The organism is Leptotrichia rugosa (assembly GCF_041200005.1).
Taxonomy (GTDB): Bacteria; Fusobacteriota; Fusobacteriia; order Fusobacteriales; family Leptotrichiaceae; genus Leptotrichia; species Leptotrichia rugosa.
This window is the reverse complement of sequence record NZ_CP165644.1, coordinates 1,147,160-1,169,718: the sequence shown is the minus strand read 5'-3', so window position 1 is coordinate 1,169,718 and position 22,559 is coordinate 1,147,160. Positions and strand designations below refer to the sequence as shown.

Annotated in this window: 20 protein-coding genes; 15 read left to right on the top strand and 5 right to left on the bottom strand. The window is 29.3% G+C overall.

All coding sequences use genetic code 11. The annotated features are described in order from the left end of the window. The first annotated feature begins 139 nt into the window (after positions 1 to 139). Both rlmN and AB8B22_RS05755 read left to right on the top strand, forming a co-directional pair. Positions 140 to 1,201 carry a 23S rRNA (adenine(2503)-C(2))-methyltransferase RlmN gene (gene rlmN, locus AB8B22_RS05760; RefSeq protein ID WP_369710400.1) on the top strand — a complete coding sequence of 354 codons (1,062 nt, stop codon included), beginning with the start codon at positions 140 to 142 and terminating at the stop codon, positions 1,199 to 1,201. A gap of 16 nt (positions 1,202 to 1,217) precedes the next feature. Continuing rightward, positions 1,218 to 3,269: a transglycosylase domain-containing protein gene (locus AB8B22_RS05755; RefSeq protein WP_094080541.1), complete on the top strand. Its 2,052-nt coding sequence runs from the start codon at positions 1,218 to 1,220 to the stop codon at positions 3,267 to 3,269. A 60-nt stretch (positions 3,270 to 3,329) separates the two neighbouring features. Here the strand turns inward: AB8B22_RS05755 and AB8B22_RS05750 are convergent, their stop codons facing one another. From AB8B22_RS05750 to AB8B22_RS05735, 4 genes are all read right to left on the bottom strand, one after another. Then, entirely contained in the window at positions 3,330 to 4,718 is a 1,389-nt protein-coding gene (locus tag AB8B22_RS05750; RefSeq protein WP_094080540.1) for an NCS2 family permease, read from the bottom strand. Further along, on the bottom strand, positions 4,711 to 6,093 hold the full coding sequence (locus tag AB8B22_RS05745) for a hemolysin family protein (protein ID WP_314079957.1): 1,383 nt from the start codon (positions 6,091 to 6,093) through the stop codon (positions 4,711 to 4,713). The genes AB8B22_RS05750 and AB8B22_RS05745 overlap by 8 nt, the downstream gene beginning before the upstream one ends. Before the next feature lie 139 nt (positions 6,094 to 6,232). Further along, positions 6,233 to 7,612: an argininosuccinate lyase gene (gene argH / locus AB8B22_RS05740; protein WP_369710399.1), complete on the bottom strand. Its 1,380-nt coding sequence runs from the start codon at positions 7,610 to 7,612 to the stop codon at positions 6,233 to 6,235. A 301-nt stretch (positions 7,613 to 7,913) separates the two neighbouring features. Next, positions 7,914 to 9,254, bottom strand: coding sequence for an FAD-dependent oxidoreductase (locus tag AB8B22_RS05735; RefSeq protein ID WP_369710398.1), 1,341 nt, complete (start codon positions 9,252 to 9,254; stop codon positions 7,914 to 7,916). A 257-nt stretch (positions 9,255 to 9,511) separates the two neighbouring features. Between AB8B22_RS05735 and lpxC the strand changes: the two genes are divergently transcribed. The 11 genes from lpxC (at position 9,512) to metA (ending at position 20,042) form a co-directional block, all read left to right on the top strand. Next, on the top strand, positions 9,512 to 10,357 hold the full coding sequence (lpxC, locus tag AB8B22_RS05730; RefSeq protein WP_314079950.1) for a UDP-3-O-acyl-N-acetylglucosamine deacetylase: 846 nt from the start codon (positions 9,512 to 9,514) through the stop codon (positions 10,355 to 10,357). Positions 10,358 to 10,471: 114 nt separating this feature from the next. Beyond that, positions 10,472 to 10,897, top strand: a complete 426-nt coding sequence (gene fabZ, locus AB8B22_RS05725) for a 3-hydroxyacyl-ACP dehydratase FabZ (protein ID WP_094080535.1) — start codon at positions 10,472 to 10,474, stop codon at positions 10,895 to 10,897. A gap of 29 nt (positions 10,898 to 10,926) precedes the next feature. Further along, positions 10,927 to 11,706, top strand: a complete 780-nt coding sequence (gene lpxA / locus AB8B22_RS05720) for an acyl-ACP--UDP-N-acetylglucosamine O-acyltransferase (RefSeq protein WP_369710397.1) — start codon at positions 10,927 to 10,929, stop codon at positions 11,704 to 11,706. 188 nt (positions 11,707 to 11,894) lie between these two features. Further along, on the top strand, positions 11,895 to 12,698 hold the full coding sequence (locus AB8B22_RS05715; RefSeq protein WP_369710396.1) for an LpxI family protein: 804 nt from the start codon (positions 11,895 to 11,897) through the stop codon (positions 12,696 to 12,698). Positions 12,699 to 12,761: 63 nt separating this feature from the next. Continuing rightward, positions 12,762 to 13,898: a lipid-A-disaccharide synthase gene (gene lpxB / locus AB8B22_RS05710; RefSeq protein WP_369710395.1), complete on the top strand. Its 1,137-nt coding sequence runs from the start codon at positions 12,762 to 12,764 to the stop codon at positions 13,896 to 13,898. A gap of 39 nt (positions 13,899 to 13,937) precedes the next feature. Then, the gene (locus tag AB8B22_RS05705) at positions 13,938 to 15,374 is read left to right on the top strand and encodes an MATE family efflux transporter (RefSeq protein ID WP_369710394.1); all 1,437 of its coding nucleotides are present in this window, start codon (positions 13,938 to 13,940) and stop codon (positions 15,372 to 15,374) included. A gap of 20 nt (positions 15,375 to 15,394) precedes the next feature. Beyond that, positions 15,395 to 16,027, top strand: coding sequence for a glycerol-3-phosphate 1-O-acyltransferase PlsY (plsY, locus tag AB8B22_RS05700; RefSeq protein ID WP_369710393.1), 633 nt, complete (start codon positions 15,395 to 15,397; stop codon positions 16,025 to 16,027). Between the two features lie 9 nt (positions 16,028 to 16,036). After that, entirely contained in the window at positions 16,037 to 17,071 is a 1,035-nt protein-coding gene (locus AB8B22_RS05695) for an NAD(P)H-dependent glycerol-3-phosphate dehydrogenase (protein WP_094080529.1), read from the top strand. 30 nt (positions 17,072 to 17,101) lie between these two features. Beyond that, a complete protein-coding gene (locus AB8B22_RS05690) occupies positions 17,102 to 17,926 on the top strand; it encodes a sigma-70 family RNA polymerase sigma factor (protein ID WP_094080528.1) in 825 nt (274 codons plus the stop codon). An 18-nt stretch (positions 17,927 to 17,944) separates the two neighbouring features. Then, complete coding sequence (gene dnaN / locus AB8B22_RS05685) at positions 17,945 to 19,072, top strand: DNA polymerase III subunit beta (protein ID WP_094080527.1); 1,128 nt, start codon at positions 17,945 to 17,947, stop codon at positions 19,070 to 19,072. 46 nt (positions 19,073 to 19,118) lie between these two features. Then, positions 19,119 to 20,042 carry a homoserine O-acetyltransferase MetA gene (metA, locus tag AB8B22_RS05680; RefSeq protein ID WP_094080526.1) on the top strand — a complete coding sequence of 308 codons (924 nt, stop codon included), beginning with the start codon at positions 19,119 to 19,121 and terminating at the stop codon, positions 20,040 to 20,042. 106 nt (positions 20,043 to 20,148) lie between these two features. Here the strand turns inward: metA and AB8B22_RS05675 are convergent, their stop codons facing one another. Beyond that, the gene (locus AB8B22_RS05675) at positions 20,149 to 20,727 is read right to left on the bottom strand and encodes a YiiX/YebB-like N1pC/P60 family cysteine hydrolase (protein WP_094080525.1); all 579 of its coding nucleotides are present in this window, start codon (positions 20,725 to 20,727) and stop codon (positions 20,149 to 20,151) included. A 205-nt stretch (positions 20,728 to 20,932) separates the two neighbouring features. On the opposite strand from AB8B22_RS05675, the gene AB8B22_RS05670 reads away from it, so the two are divergent. Continuing rightward, entirely contained in the window at positions 20,933 to 21,733 is an 801-nt protein-coding gene (locus AB8B22_RS05670; RefSeq protein WP_369710392.1) for an Mrp/NBP35 family ATP-binding protein, read from the top strand. Between the two features lie 40 nt (positions 21,734 to 21,773). Further along, positions 21,774 to 22,451, top strand: coding sequence for a response regulator transcription factor (locus AB8B22_RS05665; protein ID WP_094080523.1), 678 nt, complete (start codon positions 21,774 to 21,776; stop codon positions 22,449 to 22,451). Positions 22,452 to 22,559 lie beyond the last annotated feature (108 nt).

Genomic DNA, 22,559 nt, shown 5'->3' with positions numbered 1-22,559 from the left:
AAAATTTATAATTTTGATAATCAAAGTAATTTATTTATTTTTTTTAAATTTAAAAAATTGTATAAATATTTTAAAAAATGTGATATGATATTAAATGTGAAAGTTTTAAAAGTAAAAAAGGAGAGAGAAAAATAAAAATATGGAAAAAATTGATATTTTAGGATTAAATTTGGAAGAGTTACAAGAAAAATTTCTTTTGGCAGGACTCAAAAAATTTAATGCAAATCAAGTATTCGACTGGCTTCACAGCAAACTTGAGTTTAACTTTGACAATTTTTCAAATATTTCAAAAAAAGATAGAGAAATTTTGAAAAAAAGCTTTTTTGTGAAAAAATTAGAATTTAAAACTCATCAAATTTCAGAAGACAAGGAAACGGAAAAATTTCTTTTTGAATTAAATGATAAAAAATTTATTGAGAGCGTATTAATAACTCACAAGAATAGGTACACGCTCTGTGTTTCATCGCAAATTGGATGTCTTATGAACTGTGATTTTTGTGCGACAGCTTTGATGGGTTACGAGCGCAATTTGTCTGTTTCAGAGATTTTGCTTCAATATTACTACGTTCAGAAAAATCTTTTAAAGCGTGGAAAAAAACTTGGAAATGTCGTTTATATGGGAATGGGAGAGCCTTTTTCAAATTATTGTGCCGTGCTTTCCTCAATAAACATATTAAATTCTGAAAAAGGACAAAATTTTTCTAAAAGAAATTTTACAATTTCGACGAGCGGAGTAGTTCCAGTGATAAAAAAATTTACAGTAGATGAATCTCAAATTCATTTGGCAATTTCTCTTCATTCGGTGAGAGATGAAATTAGAAATCAAATCATGCCAATAAATAAAACTTGGAATGTAAATAAATTAAAGGAAGCACTTTTAGAGTATCAGAAAAAGACAAAAAATCGAATCACGTTTGAATATATTTTAATTGATGAGTTAAATTGCGAACCAAAAGATGCAAGAGAATTAGCGGAATTTTTAAGTTCGTTTAACTGCCTTGTAAATCTCATTCCATATAATCCCGTTGGAGGTAAAATTTATAAGACGCCGTCAAAATCAAAGCAAAGAGAATTTTATAAGATATTAAAGGATAGAAATGTTAATGTGACGCTTAGGGAAACAAAAGGTCAAGACATTGCGGCAGCTTGTGGACAATTAAGAGCTGAAAATCAATTAGAAAAAAACAAAATAACTTTTTGAAAGGTAGGACTAACAGATGAAAAAGGAGAATTCAGAAAAAAAAGAAAAAGTAAAAAAACCAAAAAAGAAATTTAAACTTCGTACTTTTCTTTTAAAAGTTTTTTTATTTTTTTGTGTAATTGGGATAGGAGCGGGAGCATATTTAGTTTATACTGTGCAAAGAGAAACGCCAGTTGATTTAATAGATGGATATGCGCCAGTTTCACCATCGGTTATTTATGATATGAATGGAAATCAAATTGATACGATAATGGTTCAAAATCGTGCACCAATTGGGATTGGAGATATTCCAGAAGATGTACAAAATGCTTTTTTAGCGATAGAGGACAGAAAATTTAGAAGTCATCACGGAATAGATTTTATTCGTACGGCTAGAGCGATATTTTTGACGGTTACAGGAAAACGCCGTGAAGGTGGAAGTACAATAACACAGCAACTTGCAAAAAATGCGTTTTTATCACCAGAACAAACTGTGTCAAGAAAATTAAAAGAAGCGATTTTGGCGATAGAAATTGAAAGAAAATATACAAAAGATGAAATTTTGGAAAATTATTTAAATACAATTTATTTTGGACAAGGTGCCTATGGAATAAAAAATGCGGCAATCAAATATTTTAACAGAGAACCTAAAAATTTAACAATTGCACAAGCAGCAATTTTAGCAAGTCTTCCAAAGTCTCCAACAAAATATTCAAAATTGAAATATGCGCTTGAAAGACAAAAAATAGTCTTGCATCAAATGAGAGAGTACGGATTTATAAATGATGAACAGTATAATGATGCAATTAATGAAAAAATTGTCTTTAAAAATGGGGATATAAAGAGCCGAAATGAAGAAGAGCAAATTTCAACTTCAAACGTTGCGCCAGAGTTTACAACAATTGTGTTAAGTGAATTGAGAAAAATTTTGAAAATATCGGAAGAAGATCAGAAATTTTTATTTGACGGTTATAAAGTTTACGCAACTGTTGATTTAGATTTGCAAAGAGCGGCATACAAAGCTTTTAACAGCAATTACAATCTAAAAACCAAAGCTGAGTTAAACGGAGCGCTGTATTCGATAGATCCGAGCAATGGGTTTGTAAAAGCGATGGTTGGCGGGAAGGATTATAAAAAAGGAAACTTTAACCGTGCTGTGAGTTCGCTGCGGCAACCAGGTTCATCATTTAAGCCAATAGTGTATTTAGCAGCGTTGCAGAAAAAAATGACGATGGCTAGTGTGATGGAAGATTCACCAATAAAAATCAACAATTGGTCGCCTAAAAACTTTGATGGAAGTTATAGAGACAGTATGACTTTAGACAAGGCAATAGAAATTTCAAACAACATAATTCCTGTAAAATTATTGCAGTATGTGGGAATTTCCAAAGCTGAGAAAGTCTGGCGAGATGCTGGAGTGGTTGGAGGAGATTTTCCTAAGAACTTTACATTGGCGCTAGGGTCAATTTCTACAAAACCTTCAGATATGGCGATGTTTTATGCAGCACTTGCAAATGGAGGTTATCAAGTTGAGCCACAATATATTTACAAAGTTGAAAATAAATATGGTGAAGTCATTTATGAAGCGAAACCTAAAATGAAAAAAGTTTACGATTCAAAAGATGTGGCAGTTCTTACATATATGCTAGAAAATGCTGTAAATTACGGAACTGGTCAATCGGCAAAAGTATTTAAAAATGGTCAGTTAATTCCAATGGCTGGAAAAACTGGAACGACTTCAGATTATGTGTCAGCTTGGTTTACAGGCTATACACCAACTCTTGCGACAGTCGTGTATGTTGGAAATGATGACAACAAGTCAATGGGAACTGGAATGACAGGAGGATCAGCTGCAGCACCAATTTGGAAAAACTATATGCAGTCGGTTGTGGATTTGCCAAATTATAATGTCGGAGTATTTGAGTTTATTGACGATTACATCAAGAGAAAAGATTTGACAACGAGAGATATTGACTTGGAAAATGGACTGCTTGATACGGACGGCGTAAATAAGAGAACGATGTTATTTAAAGCTGGAACAGAGCCGATAGAATATGACAATAAATTTAGAGGTGGAATAAGATTTTAAAATAAAAATTACTCACTTAATAAATAATAAAATAAGTGAGTAATTTTTTTAATTTTAAAACTAAATAAATAATAATTTTATTATGAATAAAATCGCTAAAATAACCATAACTGTTGAAACAGGTCTTTTATCTTCTTTTTTTGCAAATAAATTATAAAGTAAATTTATTAAAACATATGATAAAATTCCTAATGTCAATCCATCTCCAATGCTATATGTAAGTGCCATCGTAGTGATTGTGATAAAAGCTGGAACACCTTCTAAAACATCGTGCAAGTCAATTTGCTTAACTGAGCTCAACATCAAATATCCTACATAAATTAAAGCAGGAGCAGTTGCACATGCAGGAATTGCTATAAATATTGGTGAGAAAAACATTGAAAATAAAAATAAAACTCCTGTTGTAATTGCTGTCCATCCAGTTCTTCCTCCAGCTAGAACGCCTGTCGAACTTTCCACATAAGTTGTAACTGTCGATACACCAAGTGTTGCTCCCAAAGTTGTTGCAATCGCATCAGCCATAAGGGCACGACCAACATTTGGTACATTTCCATTCTCATCTAGCATATTTGCTTTTGAACAAACTCCAATAAGAGTTCCTACTGTGTCAAAAAAGTCTACAAATAAAAATGTGCAAATTATGACAAAAAAGTTGCTAAATGATCTCAAGTCTTTAAAAAATGAAAAATCTAATTTTCCTATAATCGGCGTCATTGACTTGAATTCAAAAATTCCTTTTGGCAAAAAGATTTTTAGTTCAGCTGCTTCTTTTGGATTTATTATCGCAAATAGCCAAGCTAGTATTGAACTTACTACGATTCCATAAAGAATAGAACCTTTAACTCGTTTTTTATCTAAAATGGCGATTACGAAAAGACCAATAAATGAAATTATCACCGCTGGTGAAAAGTGTCCCATGCTGACTTTAGTCGACTCATTTGCAACTACAAGTCCACTTCCAGAAAATCCCACAAATGCAATAAAAACTCCAATTCCACCTGTAACAGCATGTTTCATGTTTTCAGGAATCGAATTTACAACAGCTTCCCTAATTTTAAACATTGTCAGTAAAATAAATATGATACCTTCAATAAATACTGCAGTTAAAGCCATTTGCCAAGTTGCTCCACCCTTTAGGACGACAGTAAATGCAAAAAAAGCATTTAATCCCATTCCAGACGCTAAAGCAAAAGGTAAGTTTGCGATAAGTCCCATTATAAAGCAACCAAGTGCCGCTGAAAGACAAGTTGCTGTAACAAGAGCTCCTGCATTCATACCAGTTTTGGACAAAATATCAGGATTTACTGCAATAATGTAAGCCATTGTAAGAAAAGTTGTAAGTCCTGCACCAATTTCTTTTTTCATGTCAATATTTTTATTTGCCAAAAGTGGAAAAAGCCTTTTAAGACCTGATAGATTTTCCAATTTTATATCGTTTGAATTATTCATTTTCTTTTTTATCTCCTTTATTTTTTTCAATTTTTTTACTTTTTTCGCTGTTTTCGTTATTTTCTGCGTTATTCAAAGTCATAATAATTTTTTCAATTTTTTTATTTTTTACCATCTGCGGTTTAAAAATAACTTTTCCAATTTGTATTGGCTCTATATTTTCAGAATCTTCTGGAATATATCCAAGTTTTTCGATTAAAAATCCACTTAGCGTGTCATAATATTTAGAATCCAAATTAAAATGAAAATTGTCATTTAAGTCATTTAAAGAAATTTCACCATTTACTAAATATTTATTTTTTGAAAATGGCAATTTTGTTATCATTAAATCTTCGTCGTCAAATTCATCTGATATATTTCCCATAACTTCTTCGATTAAATCCTCTAAAGTGACAATTCCTGAAAAACCACCGTACTCATCAATTAAAATAGCAATATGTTTTTTTTCCATCTGCATTTCACTAAACAGTTCATTCACATTTTTAGTTTCTGGCACGAAGTAGGCTTCTTGTACCAAACTTTCAATATTTACATTTTCAAATCCCTTTTTATAAGCTTCGATCATCAAATCTTTTGTCATTAAAACTCCGATTATATTATCCGCTTCTTCTTCATAAACTGGGATTCTAGAATATCGCTCGATTTCCTTTGCTTCAAACAATTCTTTGACCGAAATATTTTTATTAACCAAGAAAACTTTCGTTCTCGGAATCATAATTTCCCGTGCAATTTTTTCGTCAAATACAATTATATTTTCTATCATTTCTTTTTCAGCTTCATTAATTACACCATGTTCTTGACCAACTTCTACAAGCGAACGAAGTTCTTCTTTAGAAACTTTTTCTTCAATATTGTCTTCTTTCATTTTCAAAATAGTCAAAATTAAATTTGTCGAAAGTGTCAAAAATTTTACAAACGGTGAAAATATTTTTGAGACGAAAACAATAACATCAATAGTACGAAGTGCAATTGTTTCAGAGTCCCTGAGCGCGATCCTTTTTGGAATAAGTTCTCCAAAAACAAGAGTTATATATGAAAGCAGGAAAGTCATTAAAATCATAGAAAACTGACTTGCATAAGGAATTTTAAATTTTTGCAAAAAATCAGAAAAATAGTGCGATAAACCAGTCGCAGCCGATGCAGATGCAAAAAAACTTGCAAGAGTTATTCCAACTTGAATTGTTGATAAAAATTTACTTGGTTCACTAAGTAAATTATTTAATAAAATTGCTTTTTTATTTCCTTCTTCAATTAAAATTTTTATCTTGTTTTTATTGACTGAAACAATGGACATCTCCGCTGCAGAAAAAAAAGCATTAATTCCAGTTAAAATAATTATTATTACTATTTGTAATAATAAATTGCCCTCGGACATTTTTTATTCCCTCCTAAATTTTTTTATTAACGATATTATAACATATTTTTTTAAATAAAAAAAGGAAATGACAAGATAAATTGGAGAAGTAAAGATTTATATTTAAGGGAGAAATTGAATTTCTCCCTATTTTTCTAGTTTAAATTGTTTCTAAAAATGATTTTGCATTTTTGATTTGCATTTTGACATTTTGAATCGAAGTTCCACCGAAGGAGTTTCTTTTATTGACACAGTTTTCAATCGTAATTTCATTTTGAATGTCTTCTCTGAATATTTCAGAAAAATTTTGAAATTCAGAAAGTGTCATGTCTTCAATTGCAATCTTTTTATTCTCACAGTAAGAAACGATTTCTCCAACAATTTTGTGTGCCTGTCTAAATGGAACGCCGTGTTTTGCCAAATAATCAGCCACATCAGTCGCATTTAAAAATCCGTATTTCATTGAGTCAAAGATTTTTTCTTTGTTTACTGTAACAGTATTTAACATTGAATAAAAAATTTCGATGCAAAGCTTGATGTTGTCAATTGAGTCAAAAATTCCTTCCTTGTCTTCCTGCATATCTTTATTATAAGCAAGTGGAAGAGCTTTCATTGTAGTCAAAATTGCCATCAAATTTCCGTAAATTCTTCCAGTTTTCCCACGCACAAGTTCCGCTATGTCGGGATTTTTTTTCTGTGGCATAATCGAAGATCCAGTTGCAAAAGCGTCGTCCAAATTTATAAATGAAAATTCAGATGTGCACCAGATAATTATTTCTTCAGAAAATCTTGACAGATGCATAGAAATTACCGAAATAATCATACCCAATTCAATTATAAAATCCCTGTCGCTCACAGAATCTAAGCTATTTTCAGTCGGTTTAGAAAATCCAAGTTCTTGTGCAACAAAATGTCTATCTAAGTCAAAAGTTGTTCCGGCAAGTGCTCCAGCTCCAAGCGGCATTTCATCACTTCTTTTTAAAAAGTCATCAATTCTTGTGATGTCTCTTTTAAACATTTGAAAATAAGCCATTAAGTGATGAGAAAACAAGATAGGCTGTGCTCTTTGCAAGTGCGTATAACCTGGAATTATTATATCTTCATATTTTTCCGATAGGTTCAAAATAACATTTTCAAAATTTACAAGAAGTTTTTTAATTTTTTTAGCTTCTTTTCTCACATACATTCTCACATCAAGTGCCACTTGGTCATTTCGGCTCCGAGCTGTGTGAAGTTTTCCAGCAACAGCGCCAATAATTTCAGTCAATCTTTTTTCAATTGACATATGAATATCTTCGTCTTCAATTTTGAACTCAAAAGTTCCATTTTCAATTTCGTTTTTTATTTGAAGCAGTCCATTTTCAATTTCTTTTTGTTCTTCAGAAGAGATAATCCCTTGTTTACCAAGCATTCTGCTGTGAGCGATACTTCCTTTTATATCTTCTTCATACATTCTTTTGTCAAAAGTAATAGATGCATTAAATTTTTCTAGTAATTTGTCAGTTTCTTTGTTAAAACTACTTTCCCACATTTTTTTCATAATTTTATTTTTCCTTTCTTATAAAAAGTATTATTTTTGCTATTATTATAACAAAAAAAGAGATATTTAAAAGTTCAAAAAGTTGTATTAATTCAGAATATATTATCGGACGTTATTTTTATAGTAAATTTATAAATCAAATAAATTAAATAAAATTTGCATAAATAATTAACAATATATCTTAAACGACAAGTTTAAAATCTTTTTTCTTAAAAAATTAAAATAAAAAAGGGAAACAGAATCCCTTCCTATAATTAACAATATTATTTCATAACTTTTCAAAAAAAATTATAACGTAGACTTATTTCAAGCTATTAATTCCAGCGAGATTTATAAAATTCCAAGGCTTGTTGTAATGTGGCTGAAAGAAAAAGTCTAAAAATGCTAAATCGTCGATTGTCATTTTGTTTTGAATGCAAACAGACAGCGTGTTTATTGATTGCGTTAAATCGAATTTTGAGTTTAGCTGAGCTCCTAATATCTGTCTTGTTTTTTTGTCAAAAATTACTTTTAGTGTAACAGACTCATAAGTTGGCATAAATTCAGGTCTGTAATTATCGACTGCAATTGCGCTTTCTACATCCAATCCAAATGATCTTGCACTTTCTTCAGTAAGTCCAGTTGCAGCCATGTTATTTTCATAAATTTTAATTCCTGAAGTTCCTTGTGTTCCTGGATGTTCAAATTTATTTTCAGAAATATTTAGTCCAGCTAGAGTTCCCATTCTAACTGCATTTGTCGCAAGTGGAATATACATTTCCTTTTGAAGCGGATTATAAAAAACTGAGCAGCAGTCTCCAGCAGCCATCACATCTTTATTGCTGGTTCTCATAAATCTATCAACTTTTATAGCGCCGTTTGGAAGCGTTTCTAATTGATTTTCAAAAAGTTTTGTATTTGGAACAAAACCTACACACATAATCACTAAATCTGCTTCATATTCATTTTTGTCAGTGATAACTTTTGTTACAATTCTGCTATTGTCATTATCTCCAATAAATTTTAGCACTTTTTCGTTCGTTGCAATTGTAACTCCATTATTTTTCAATGTATTTTCTGCCACATCTGTAAATTCTTTGTCAAAATATTTACTCAAAATTCTTTTTTCAGCGTCAACCAAAACAACTTCTTTTCCATTTTCTTTAAATGCTTCGACCAATTCAACACCGATATAACCTGCACCGACAACGACAACTTTTTTTGACGACTTACTTTTTTCAATAATTTTATTGGCGTGATTATAATTTTTACAAAGTAAAATATTTTTTAACCCAATTCCATCAATTTTTGGAATAATTGGCCAAGAACCTGATGTAACGATTAATTTATCATAAGTTTCTTCAAATTCTTCGTTATTTTCCAAATTTCTAACTTTTAATTTTTTATTTTTTACGTCAACATCTGTGACATCGTGCTTCATCCGAGTGTCAACTCCAAGCTCAAATAATTCTTCAGGCGAAGAATAAAAAAGCCCTTTTGGATATTTGACAACTCCACCAATATATAGTGCGATTCCGCAAGATAAAAAAGAAATGTTGTCATTTCTTTCAAATACCGTAATTTTAGCATTTGGATTCAATTTTTTTAAGTTTTTTATAGCTGCGGTTCCAGCGTGAGTACATCCAATAACGACTACTTTCATGAAAAACCTCTCCTTTATAATTAATATTATTTTTTCGATTAATAAATTATAATATTTATAAAAATATTTTTTTTATTAATTTGTAGTTATTATAATTATACTACAAAATTTAAAAAAAACAACAATTAAAAATATAAAAAAATATAATTGAAAAAATTTTCAAATAATGTTAAGATTAATTTGTAATAATTTTGCTTTTATAAAATTTATAATTTATAAAAAACAGAAAAATAAAATAATGGAGATTTTTAATAATTATGAAAAGAAAAACTATAAAAAATCAAGTTGAGATAAATGGAATTGGACTTCACAAAGGAAAACAGATAAAAATGGTTTTAAAGCCTGCGAGCAAAAAAACTGGAATTGTTTTTGAAAGGGTGGATGTCTGTGATAAGAATAATATCATAAAAGTGAATTACAAAAATTTGTTTGATTTAGAGAGAGGAACGAATATTCAAAATGAAGATGGAGTAAAACTTCACACAATTGAGCATTTTATGTCGACACTTTCAGTTTGTGGGATTACTGATGTTTTTGTGGAAATTGAAGGAAATGAAATGCCAATTTTGGACGGAAGTTCAATCAGGTTTGTGGAAAAAATTAAAAGTGCTGGAGTTTTGGAACTGGAAGAAGAAATAGAACCTTTGATTATAACTGAGCCTGTTATTTTTTCTGATGAAAAAAATGGAAAATATGTTTTGGCGTTGCCATATGACGGGTTTAAAATTTCTTACACAATAGATTTTAATCATACATTTCTAAAATCAGAATATTTTGAATTTGAAGTAAATTTAGAAAATTATGAAAAAGAAATTGCAAGTTGCAGAACTTTTGCATTTGACTACGAAATAGACTTTTTGAAAAAAAATAATCTTGCTCTTGGAGGAAGTTTGGACAATGCTATTGTGATTGGCAAAGATGGACCATTAAATCCTGAAGGGCTTCGGTATGAGAATGAATTTGTGCGACATAAAATTTTGGACATAATCGGAGATTTGTATGTTTTGGGAACTCCAATTAAAGCACATATAATTGCAATAAAAGCTGGACATTTTATAAATGCAAAATTAACTGAAATGATTGCAAAAAAATTTGAAATATAAAAAAATTTATATTTTTAAAATAAAAATTTTTATTAAAAAAACTTGTAATTTATAAAAAAATAAAATATAATATAGATAATTTAAATAAAAAAATAATTAGGAGGGAATTTTAAGATGGAAACAGTTATGAATATAGAAGATATTATGAAAATATTGCCACATAGATACCCATTTTTATTGGTAGATAGAGTGATAGAAAAAAATGGGACAGATAGTTTGGTCGCCATTAAAAATTTGACAATGAATGAAGAATTTTTTCAAGGGCATTTTCCAGGAAAACCTGTTATGCCGGGGGTATTGCAAATGGAAGCACTTGCACAGGCAGTTGGGCTACTTATGCTAGAACCTGGAAAGATACCTTTATTTATGTCAATTGACAAATGTAAATTTAGAAAACCTGTTGTACCTGGGGATCAATTAAGACTTGAAGTGGAAAAATTGAGCGTGAGAAGAAATATTATCGTTGCTAAAGGAAAATGTTTGGTTGATGGAGCCGTAGTGAGCGAAGGAGAATTAAAATTTGCAGTAACAGATATGTAAAGACGAATGAAAACGAGAGGTATTAATTTATGAGTTTAAATAATATACATCCAACGGCAATTGTTGATCCAAATGCTAAAATAGGGGAAAATGTAAAAATAGGTCCATATTCGGTAGTAGGTCCTGAAGTTTCAATAGGAAATGGAACAGTCATAGAATCTCATGTTGTAATTGAGGGTGAAACTATAATTGGAGAAAATAATTATATTTTTTCCTTTGTGTCAATCGGAAAAGTACCACAAGATTTAAAATTTAACGGCGAAAAAACTAGAGTTATAATTGGAAATAATAATAAAATTAGAGAATTTGTTACAATTCATAGAGGGACAATTGATAAGTATGAAACAAGAATTGGAAATGACACTCTTGTTATGGCATATGTTCACATTGCCCACGACTGTATTATTGGAGATCACTGCGTTCTAGCAAATGCAGCTACTTTTGCGGGACATGTGGAAGTTGAAGATTGGGCGGTTGTTGGTGGACTTACGGCGATACATCAGTTTACAAGAGTTGGAAGACATGCAATGATTGGTGGATGTTCAGCTGTGAATCAGGATGTAGTTCCTTATATGCTTTCTGAAGGAAATAAAGCGAGAGCCGTTTATATCAACATTGTAGGGCTTAAGAGAAGAGGATTTTCTGAAGAGCAGATAAAAACTTTAAGAGAAGTTTATAAAATTATCTTTAAGAAAAAATTGAAATTGGAAAAAGCGCTGCAAATTTTGGAAAAAGATTATAAAGATAATGAAGACGTGGTAAAATTAGTCGAATTTATCAGAAAGAGCAAAAGAGGAATTACAAGATAAAAATTAGTGAAATAAAAATTAACGAAATTTAGTGAGAAATCTCGAATTTCTATAAATAAAAAAATTTATTGAATCAAATTAATATAAATTTTCTCAAAATAAATAATTTAGAAAATTAACTAGGTGTATTTATTTTGGGTTAATTTTTTTATAAATTTGTATTTACAAAAAAAGATAGAGGAAAAAATATGGAAAAAGTGGGATTAATTGCCGGAAATGGCAAGTTGCCAGAATTATTTTTAAATGCTTGTCAAAAAAAGGGGATTGAGATATTTTGCGTCTATTTGTTTGAGAGTGTTGAAGAGAGTGTGAAAAATTATAAAAATTCGGTAAAATATAGCGTAGCACAAGTTGGTAAAATTATTTCTTATTTTAAAAAAAATAATGTTTCTCATCTGATAATGCTGGGAAAAGTTGAAAAAAATCTCATTTTTTCCAATTTGAAATTTGATTTGACGGCTACTAAAATTTTGCTTTCGACTAAAAATAAAAAGGATAAAAATATATTAAAAGCAATAATAGATTATATTGAAAGTGAAAATATAACAGTTTTACCGCAAAATTATCTTCTTGATGAATTTATGGCAAGTGAAGAAGTTTATACAAAAGCAAGTCCTGATAAAAATGAGAAAAAAACGATAGAAATCGGAATAGAAGCAGCAAAAATGTTGACAAGTATTGATGCTGGACAAACTGTCGTCGTAAAAAATGAGTCTGTCATTGCGCTTGAAGGAGTTGAAGGAACGGATAGGACAATTTTACGAGGAGGAGAACTTGCTGGGAAAAAGTGTATCGTTGTGAAAATGGCTAGAAATGATCAAGATTACAGAATTGATATTCCGACGATTGGGCTTGAAACTGTAAAGAGAGTGGCGCAGATAAATGGGCGTGGAATAGTTATTGAAGCAGACAAAATGATGTTTATTGATAAAGAAGAAGTGATTGATTTTGCAAATAAAAATAAAATATTTATAGTGGGAATTAAATTTTAGAAATATTTTTATGGAATTTATTTTAAATTTACTTTTATAAAGAAAAAGAAAATAGGTAAAATTATGGAAAAAACTAAAAAAGTATTTATTTCTTGTGGTGAAATGTCGGGAGATTTACATGCTTCTTACATTGTGGAAGAAATGAAAAAGAAAGAAAATCTTGAATTTTATGGAGTTGTTGGAGATAAGTCCATCGCAGCTGGAGTAAAAGTGATAAATCATATAAAGAATAACGATGTGATGGGATTTGTGGAAGCTATAAAAAAATATTGGTATTTTAAGGAAAAATCAAAAGAATATATTAACTTTATAAAAAAAGAAAAAATAAAAACAGTAATTTTTGTTGATTTTGGTGGCTTTAATTTAAAGTTTTTTGATTTGGTAAAAAAAGAAATTCCCAATATAAGAACAATTTATTACATTCCGCCAAAAGTCTGGGCCTGGGGGAAAAGCAGGATTAAAAAATTGAAAAACTTTGATGATGTCGTTGTGATTTTTCCTTTTGAAAAAAAATATTTTGACAAGACGCTTGAAAAATTTGGAAGTGATTCAAAAAGAAGTTTGAAAGTTCATTATTTTGGGAATCCATTTGTTGATAAATATAAGTTTAGTGAATATTTAGGAGAAAAAATTTTACTTTTGCCAGGAAGCCGTGAGCAGGAAATTGAAAAATATTTGCCTGTGATTTATGAAGTTTTGACAAGTCCAAAAGTTAAAAATGAAAAATTTATAATGAAGCTTGCGGATAAATCACATATTAAATATATTGATAAAATAAATAAAAAGTTTAATATGAATTTTAAAAGCTTAAAAAATCTGGAAATTTCATTTGAAAAAGTTGAAAAAATTAGAGATGAATGTAAGTTTGCAATTGCGACTTCTGGTACGGTCACATTTGAAATGGCTCTTATGGGGCTGCCTGTCATAGTAGTTTACAAAACTTCTAAAATAAATGCTTTTATAGCGAGAAAAATCGTTAAAATAAAATATATTACTTTAACTAACTTAAATGCTGAAAAAGAAATTTTTAAAGAGTTGCTGCAAGAAGATTTTTCATCTCAAAAGATTTTGGATGAAATGGAAAAAATGGAAAAAAATAAAGAAAAGATTGTACAAAGTTTGAAACTGGAAAAAGAAAAATTTGGAAATTTTGGAGTTTTGGAAAAAATTTCGGAATATTTAATTTCTAAAATTCAATAGTATGATTTATAGTATAATTTTGAAAAAAGAGGAAAAAATATGGGAAAACAAGATGAATTGTCAAATAATTCGATATTTAAATTATTTGTAAAATATTTTATTCCAACACTTATAGGTTCAGCTGTGGTTGTTTTGTACAATATCGTAGACAGGTTTTTTGTTGGAAAAATTAGTGAAAAAGCACTTGCAGGTGCTGGAATAGCGTTTTATATAGTTATGCTTATAATTGCTTTTTCAATGTTAATTGGAGTTGGAGCGGGGACAATTATTTCGCTTAGGTTAGGGCAAGGTAAAAAAGGTGCGGCAAAAAAAGTTTTAGGAAATACAATTACAATGTTTGCAGTTTTAGGTATTTTTTTATATCTCGTGCTAATATTGAATATAAACACTATTTTAACATATTCGGGAGCAAATAGTGAAACTTTGCCATATGCAAAAACATATTTACAAATAATTATGTTTGCAATATTACCGCTTTTTTACTCTTATGGACTGACTAATGTCTTAAATTCAGTAGGAGCACCTAACGTTGCAATGTTTTCAATGTTAATCGGTGCAGTTGTCAATATTATTTTAGATTATGTGGCAGTTATGATTTTACATACTGGAATTGAAGGTACAGCTTATGCAACATTGATAGGAAATGTGCTGTCAGCAGTATTTGTTTTATATTTTTTAACAGCTGGAAAATTTCCTTTTAAAGTTAATTTATTTGGGTTTAAGCTAGAAGAAAAAAGTAAATTGGTTTTGCAATTTAATAAATTAAAGTTGGATAAAAAAATTATAATGGACGTTTTATCAATTGGAATGTCGCCATTTTTACTACAAGCCGCAAGTTCTCTTGTGGGAGTGATTACAAATAAAATTGTAGATATAAATGGCGGAACTTATGGAGTTGCAATTATGACTATTATAAATTCATATTTGCCGCTGATGACGATGAGTGTCTATTCGGTTTCACAGGCAATTCAGCCAATTGTGGGGTTTAATTATGGAGCAAAAAATTATGAAAGAGTTAGAGAATCGCTACTTACAGCAGTGTATGCTGGTGTCGGATTATCTGCAATATTTTGGGCAGTTGTAATGATTTTTCCAAAAGAAATGGTTTTATTTTTTAATGAGAAAAGTACGATTTCTGCTTTGAAGGAAGGGGAAAAGGCTATGAGAATTTATTTTTCTCTTGTGATTTTGTCGTCTTTTGGAATCATTATACCGAATTATTTTCAAGCAACAGGACGTTCTAAATATTCTGTAATTTTAAATTTATTGAGACAAGTTATCATCTTTTTAATAGTTGTTATAATTTTTTCAAACATATTTAAGTTAAATGGTGTATGGTATGCACAGCCATTTACAGATTTTGTATTTTTTATAATACTTGCTGTGCTTTGGTATAAGGAAAATAAAAAGATGAAAGATTTAACTGCTGCAAGAGAAAATGAAAAAATAGCAATTAGAGAAAAAAGAGAAAATTAATAAAAAAAGAGGTAAAAATTATGAGAGTAATAATACTTATGGTGATTTCCTATTTGCTGGGAAGTATTCCAAATGCACTATGGATTGGGAAAGTTTTTTGTGGAATAGACGTGCGGGAACATGGAAGTAAAAATACTGGCTCTACAAATGCAGCTCGTGTTTTAGGACCAAAATGGGGTCTCTTGACATTGGTTTTGGATATTTTAAAAGGATTTGTTCCAACACTAATTGCAGTTAGCTTGAAAATGGACTTTTTTCAAAATCTGACAAATATTAAAAATATAGATTTTGTATTAGTTGGAATTTGTGCTATATTGGGACATATTTTTTCCATATTTTTGAAATTTAAAGGTGGAAAAGCCGTTGCTACAACGCTGGGAGTATTTGTGATACTTGTACCAAAAGCTATATTATTTTCAGCAATTATATTTTTTATAGTTTTTGCAATTTTTAGATATGTGTCGCTTTCTTCAATCTGTGCAGCAATATTACTTCCAATATTTATATTTTTAATGTATAGAGATATTTTAATTTACACATTTTTGGGAATTTTAATAGCGATATTAATAATTTTAAAACATAGAAGCAATATTGAAAGATTAAAAAATGGGACTGAATCGAAATTTAGCTTAAAAAATAAAAAAGGAAAGTAGGTAAAAGCAATGTCAGGAAACAAAAAAAATATTTTAGTAATAGGTGGTGGGAGCTGGGGAAGCTGCCTTTCAAAATTATTAGTTGAAAATGGTCATAATGTCTATTTGTGGGAGTATAACGAAGAGGTTAGAGATGTTATGAAAACTACAAAAACAAATCCAAATTTTTTGAAGGGAATAAAATTGCCAGATGAATTAAATATCATAGACGATTATGGAAAGGTTTTAACTGATGAAAAAAAATATGGAAAAATAGATATTGTATTACTTGCGACACCAACGCAATTTTTAAGAGGTGTTTTAAAAAGATTGAAAAATTTCTTAAATTATAATATAATACTAGTAAATGTTGCAAAGGGATTGGAAATTTCTACTAAAAAAAGAATTTCTGAAATAGTTGATGAAGAATTAGAAAACAAAAATTATAATTATGTTTTATTAGCTGGGCCTACTCACGCAGAAGAAGTAGCGCAAAGATTACCATCAGCAATACTTTCAGTTTCAAAAGATGAAAACTCAGCAAAAATTGTACAGAAGACATTTAGTAATAGTTATTTCAGAGTTTATACAGGGACGGACCTAATGGGAGCAGAACTTGCGGGGGCATTAAAAAACTGCCTTGCAATAGCAGCTGGAATCGCCGACGGTCTAGGTTATGGAGATAATACAAAAGCTGCGCTTATTACTCGTGGAATAAACGAAATGTTTGAAATTGCGAAATATTATAATGCAAATCAAAAGACATTTATGGGATTATCTGGACTGGGAGATATTATCGTAACTTGTACAAGCCGTCATAGCCGAAATAGATACGTAGGAGAAAAATTAGGAAAAGGTGAGAAAATAGAAGATATAATAAAAAATATGCAAATGGTGTCCGAAGGAGCTGAGACAATTAAAGCGCTTTACAAAATTATAAAGGAAAATAATTTAAATGCACCTATTTTTACAGCACTTTATGAAGTTATTTACAAAGGAAAACCAGTAACCGATTTGGAGAAGACATTTATGAGTAGAGATTTAAAATCAGAATTTTCAAATTAAAAATTTTAAAGAAAAAAGTGGGAGTGTGAAATGGAAGAAAATAACAATTTAAATTTGATGTCGTTATATTTAAGTGATATTCAAAAGTTTAACTTGCTTTCAAAAGAAGAGGAGTACGATTTATTAAGACGGATAAAAGAAGAAAATGATGAACAGGCAAGACAGTTATTAATATTATCAAATTTAAGATTAGTAATAAGTACTGCCAAAAAATCTCTGGGAAATGGACTTCCATTAATAGATTTAATAAGTGAAGGAAATATAGGATTAATAAAAGCAATAAATAAATTTGATTATGAAAAAGGTCACCGATTTAGTACATATGCGGTTTGGTGGATAAAACAATCCATTAAAAAGGCAATCATAAATATCGGTCGGGACATTAGAATACCATCGTATAAATATGAACAGCTGTCCAAAGTAAACAAAGTTATGAAAGATTATATGGCAACTCACGGCGAAATGCCATCAACTAGTTACATTGCCCAAAAAATTGACTTAAAAGAAAATAAAGTAGTTTTGCTTATGAATGAATTCCAAGATATGATTTCGTTGAATGAAGTAGTAGGAGATAATATTTTTTTAGAAGATGTTATTGGTAAAAATGATGATGTCGAAGAAAAAATTATAAAAGAAGATCAATTACTGGAAATGCGAGAATTACTAAATAATGTTTTAACAGAAAGAGAAAAGAAAATATTGGAGTACAGATATGGACTTTACAACAATAAAATTTATACTTTGAAGGAAATTGGCGAAATGATGGGAATTACCCGGGAACGAGTGCGACAAATAGAAAAAAAAGCGATAACAAAATTAAAAGAACATTTGAAGAAATATAAAGATATATTATAAAATTAAAGAGGTGGAATTATGTTAAATATGACGGTTGATAGAAAAGCGTTGTTGAAAGCGATTAATATTGTCGAAAAAGCTGTAACAGAAAATAAAATTAGGGAAGTTTTATCTGGGATTTACATTGAAACTTTTGACAATAGAGCGGTTTTGAGAGGAACTGACCTGGAACTGTCGATAAATACTGAAATCGAAGCTCAGATAGAAGAACATGGGAAAATTGTAATAAAACATGAATTAATAGAAGAATTTTTGAAACAGATTTCTGATGAAAAAATTGTACTTGCAGAAGAAGACGGAATGTTAGTGATAAAAACTAGCGCAACTGATGCAAATTTTTCACTTTATTCAGCGGAAAATTATCCAATTCAATCGAAACTTGAGAATGGAGTTGAATATGTGTTTTTAAAAGAAAAATTATTAAATTATATTGAAAATGTAAAAATTTCAGCTGCGACAGATGTAGAAAACTTAGCGGTAAACTGTATCCGTTTAGAAATAGAAGAAAACAAATTAAAGTTAATTTCATCGGATACATATAGACTTACTTACATTGAAGAAGATTTGGAAGAAAGTCAAAGAAATAAAGAAAACTTAATTGTGAGTATTCCGCTAAAAACAATTGATGGACTTATAAAAATTATGAAATTAGTGGAAGAAAGTGAAATAATGTTAAAATCAGATGGTTCAAAAGTTTATTTTAAATTTTCTAATGTAGAAATTCTGACAAGAACGATAGATTTGCAATTTCCAGATTATAAATCAATTTTAAATAGCTCAAAACACGATAAAAAAGTACTTTTAAATACAAAAGACTTTTTATCCGTCTTAAAAAGAGCATCCATTTTTGTAAAGGAAAATAAAGAATTCAGAAATGGAGCAGTTTTTAAATTTGAAAATAATAAATTGACTCTTACAGGGACAAATGACAACGCTAGAATAAAAGAAAAAATAATAATTATTCAAGAAGGAGAAAATTTAAAAATTTCATTAAATGTGAAATTTTTAATTGATTATATTTCTACAATACAAGGAAAAGTGACAGTTTTAGAATTACTGAATGAAAAAAGTTCGGTTATTATAAAAGATGAAAATAATCCAAATTCACTTTATTTTACTATGCCACTAGCACTTAGAGAAAGTTAATTTTAAATTTTTAGTAAATATTAATCAGAAAGGGGAATAATACACAATGCCTATAAAAATACCTAATAATTTACCGGCAGTAGAGATTTTAGCAAAAGAGAATATCTTTGTAATGAAAGAAAGTAGAGCATTGTCGCAAGATATTCGACCTTTAAAATTTGTGATAGTAAATTTAATGCCGACTAAGATTGAAACAGAAACTCAGCTTTTAAGACTTCTTAGCAACACGCCGCTTCAAATTGAAGTTACATTTTTAAAAATGGCATCATATGTTTCAAAAAATACTTCAAAAGAACATATGGCAAATTTTTATAAAACATTTGACGACATTAAAAATGACTATTTTGATGGTTTGATTATAACAGGAGCTCCTGTGGAAAATTTAGAATTTGAAGAAGTAATTTACTGGAATGAACTTACAAAAATTATGAAATGGAGCAAAAAGCATGTTTACTCAACGATTTCAATTTGCTGGGGAGCACAAGCCTCTTTATACTATCACTATGGAATTAAAAAATATAAATTAAAAAAGAAACTTTTTGGAATCTATCCACTAAAAATAAAAATTTGTCACACTATGCTTTTAAGGGGTTTTGATGAAATTTTTAATATGCCGCAGTCAAGACATACAGAAGTAAGAGCTGAAGACATCGAAAAAGTGATAGAGTTGGAAATATTGGAAAATTCAAAAGAATCTGGAGTGAGCATTGTAAGAACTAAAGATAAAAGAGATGTCTTTATTATGGGACATTTAGAATATGATAGAATGACTTTGGCAAAAGAGTACGAAAGAGATGTTAAATTGGGTAAAAAAATAGAAGTGCCGTTTAATTATTATCCAAATGATGATCCTACAAAAATTCCACCATTTGTTTGGCGAGGACATGCAAATTTACTTTTTTCAAATTGGGTTAATCACCATGTGTACCAAAATACTCCGTATGATTTGAGAGAATTGAAAAATCTTTAATAAAAAATAAAACTGACCTAAAATTAAGATTTTAAGCCAGTTTTTTTATTGGAAATTTTAGTTATAATATTATTTTTATAGCTTCTTTGGGAAAAAATAATACTTTTTAAAAAATTACATTTTCAAGAAGCTGTGAATTCATAATATCATATGGCATAACCATTCCGCCACCATTTGAATCGAGATTGATATTTTTTCCGACTTTTAGTCCAGCTTTTTTAAATACGATGTAGACAAATTGTGAGCAGTACAACCTTTTGTCGAAATTTTTATCAAAAGTTATTCCGTAAGGTTTTGTGGTAGTCTCGTCTATTTCGTGAAAAAGAGCCTTTTTAAAGTTGTCATCTATATTCTTTAATCTAAATACAGCCACTTCCCTTTTTAAATTTTGCCAAGTATAAATCGGACTTTCGCTATATCCGATTGAATATGTTGGAAATTCTACAATTTTTTTATGTTCATTCAATATGGCGGCATGTCCCCACATAGTACGAAAACTAGAACCTTTAGATAGTACAAGAATATCTCCAGACTGTAGTTTATCCATATTCTGAATAATTTCTTTTGGGGAGTACCACTTATATTTTGAAGCTGATGACTGAGCTGATAAAGCTAAAGAAAACACAAAATAAAGAAAAAAGAGTAAAATTTTTTTATTATAATTTCTAAAAATTTTATTTTTCATAAATAAAAAATCCTTTCCCAAATTTATATAAATATTATATAAAAAACTAATAAAATAGTCCAGCATTATTTTATAAAATTAAAAAAAAAACATTAAAAAAAAATACAAATTTTAGAAAAAATAACTTGAGTTTTTATTAAGTTTATGGTTTAATTAAAGTAGAGGAGATTTTAATAATAAAATTGAAAAGAGAGGAGGAAAAACTATGATAGACAAAAATGCTATTTTGCTGGAAAGAAAGAAAAAAATAGATGCCAAGATGGATAAAATTAAACACAAGATAGTTGTGATGAGTGGAAAAGGTGGTGTTGGAAAAACAACTACGGCGATAAATTTAGCTTATGGGTTATCAGTAAAAGGATATAAAGTTGGTGTTTTAGATGCTGATTTACACGGTCCAAATGTCCCAATTATGTTTGGAGTGGAAGGAAAAAAACTTTCCAAGGTTTCTGAACCATTAAAAATTTCAGATAATTTGTGTATTTCTTCATTAAGTTTTTTCATTCCCGATGATAATCCTGTAATTTGGAAAGGTCCCCAAAAAATAACTGCCATAATGGAGCTATTGGAAGGTATAGAATGGAAAGAGTTAGATTTTTTAATTGTTGATTTACCACCTGGAACTGGAGATGAAACATTAGCAATCGCACAAAATATAAATAGTGCAAATGCTTTGATAGTTTCAACGCCACAAAATGTTTCGATTTTGGATTCAAAAAGAGCTCTGAAATTTGCAAAATTAATTAATTTAAAAGTTTTAGGAATGATTGAAAATATGAGTGGATTTGTGTGTCCTGATTGTAGTAAAGAAGTACATATATTTAAAAAAGGTGGAATAGAAAAAGTTGCAAAAGAAACAAAAACGGAATTCTTAGGTTCTGTGCCACTAGATGCCAATATTGTTGAATCAGGTGATAATGGATTGCCATTTATTTCAAGTGATTCATTAGCCTCAAGAAAAATGAATGATATTATTGAAAAAATTATAAAAAAAATAACAAGCTAACAAAGAATTTCAAATAATATAAAGAAAGCGAGAGGAAAAAATGAAAGTACTAGTATTTAACAAAAATGAGAAAACAAGAATGGTTGTTGGACAGCTATTAAAAGAACTAAGTTTCAATGTAATATTGGCAGAAACAGAAGAACAATTGTTGGATTCTATGAAAAATGAGGCATTGGACATAACATTTTTAGACACAAATTCATTTGAAGATTTTCAGCATTCAATCGACAGTGTGTTAAAATATAAAAGACAAAGCTATATAATTTTATCAATAGAACAAGATGACAGATATTCAAAGACAGAAGCATTATTAAATGGAATAGATGATTATGTTTATAATGATTTTAGATTAGAAGAAATTTCTGCAAAATTCAAGTCAATTGTTAGAATTTTAAATAAAAAATTAACAGAAGACGAAATGGGAATTTTGACAGCATATGACTTGACACTAAATCCTGCAAATAGAGAAGTAAAAAGAGCTGGAAATGAAATTGAGTTAACAAATAAAGAATTTTTACTGCTTGAATATTTTTTGAGAAATAAAAATAGAGTGCTTACAAGAACAATGATTTCAGAAAAAATATGGGATATTGATTTTGTTTCTGAAAGTAATATAGTAGATGTGTATGTGAACTTTTTAAGAACAAAAATTGACAAAGGATATGATGAAAAAATCATAAGAACTGTAAGAAGTGTAGGTTATATTGTAAAAGAATAGAAAATGGTTAATATTTCGTTGTTTTAAAACTGTAATAATAACAAAATAATAAAAAATGTAAATTTTCATTGATTTTATAAAAATAATATGTTAAAATATGTTAGATAT

Coding starts and splice junctions, on each gene's coding strand:
- rlmN (WP_369710400.1), top strand. CDS start 140: ATGGAAAAAATTGATATTTTAGGATTAAATTTGGAAGAGTTACAAGAA.
- AB8B22_RS05755 (WP_094080541.1), top strand. CDS start 1,218: ATGAAAAAGGAGAATTCAGAAAAAAAAGAAAAAGTAAAAAAACCAAAA.
- AB8B22_RS05750 (WP_094080540.1), bottom strand. CDS start 4,718: ATGAATAATTCAAACGATATAAAATTGGAAAATCTATCAGGTCTTAAA.
- AB8B22_RS05745 (WP_314079957.1), bottom strand. CDS start 6,093: ATGTCCGAGGGCAATTTATTATTACAAATAGTAATAATAATTATTTTA.
- argH (WP_369710399.1), bottom strand. CDS start 7,612: ATGAAAAAAATGTGGGAAAGTAGTTTTAACAAAGAAACTGACAAATTA.
- AB8B22_RS05735 (WP_369710398.1), bottom strand. CDS start 9,254: ATGAAAGTAGTCGTTATTGGATGTACTCACGCTGGAACCGCAGCTATA.
- lpxC (WP_314079950.1), top strand. CDS start 9,512: ATGAAAAGAAAAACTATAAAAAATCAAGTTGAGATAAATGGAATTGGA.
- fabZ (WP_094080535.1), top strand. CDS start 10,472: ATGGAAACAGTTATGAATATAGAAGATATTATGAAAATATTGCCACAT.
- lpxA (WP_369710397.1), top strand. CDS start 10,927: ATGAGTTTAAATAATATACATCCAACGGCAATTGTTGATCCAAATGCT.
- AB8B22_RS05715 (WP_369710396.1), top strand. CDS start 11,895: ATGGAAAAAGTGGGATTAATTGCCGGAAATGGCAAGTTGCCAGAATTA.
- lpxB (WP_369710395.1), top strand. CDS start 12,762: ATGGAAAAAACTAAAAAAGTATTTATTTCTTGTGGTGAAATGTCGGGA.
- AB8B22_RS05705 (WP_369710394.1), top strand. CDS start 13,938: ATGGGAAAACAAGATGAATTGTCAAATAATTCGATATTTAAATTATTT.
- plsY (WP_369710393.1), top strand. CDS start 15,395: ATGAGAGTAATAATACTTATGGTGATTTCCTATTTGCTGGGAAGTATT.
- AB8B22_RS05695 (WP_094080529.1), top strand. CDS start 16,037: ATGTCAGGAAACAAAAAAAATATTTTAGTAATAGGTGGTGGGAGCTGG.
- AB8B22_RS05690 (WP_094080528.1), top strand. CDS start 17,102: ATGGAAGAAAATAACAATTTAAATTTGATGTCGTTATATTTAAGTGAT.
- dnaN (WP_094080527.1), top strand. CDS start 17,945: ATGTTAAATATGACGGTTGATAGAAAAGCGTTGTTGAAAGCGATTAAT.
- metA (WP_094080526.1), top strand. CDS start 19,119: ATGCCTATAAAAATACCTAATAATTTACCGGCAGTAGAGATTTTAGCA.
- AB8B22_RS05675 (WP_094080525.1), bottom strand. CDS start 20,727: ATGAAAAATAAAATTTTTAGAAATTATAATAAAAAAATTTTACTCTTT.
- AB8B22_RS05670 (WP_369710392.1), top strand. CDS start 20,933: ATGATAGACAAAAATGCTATTTTGCTGGAAAGAAAGAAAAAAATAGAT.
- AB8B22_RS05665 (WP_094080523.1), top strand. CDS start 21,774: ATGAAAGTACTAGTATTTAACAAAAATGAGAAAACAAGAATGGTTGTT.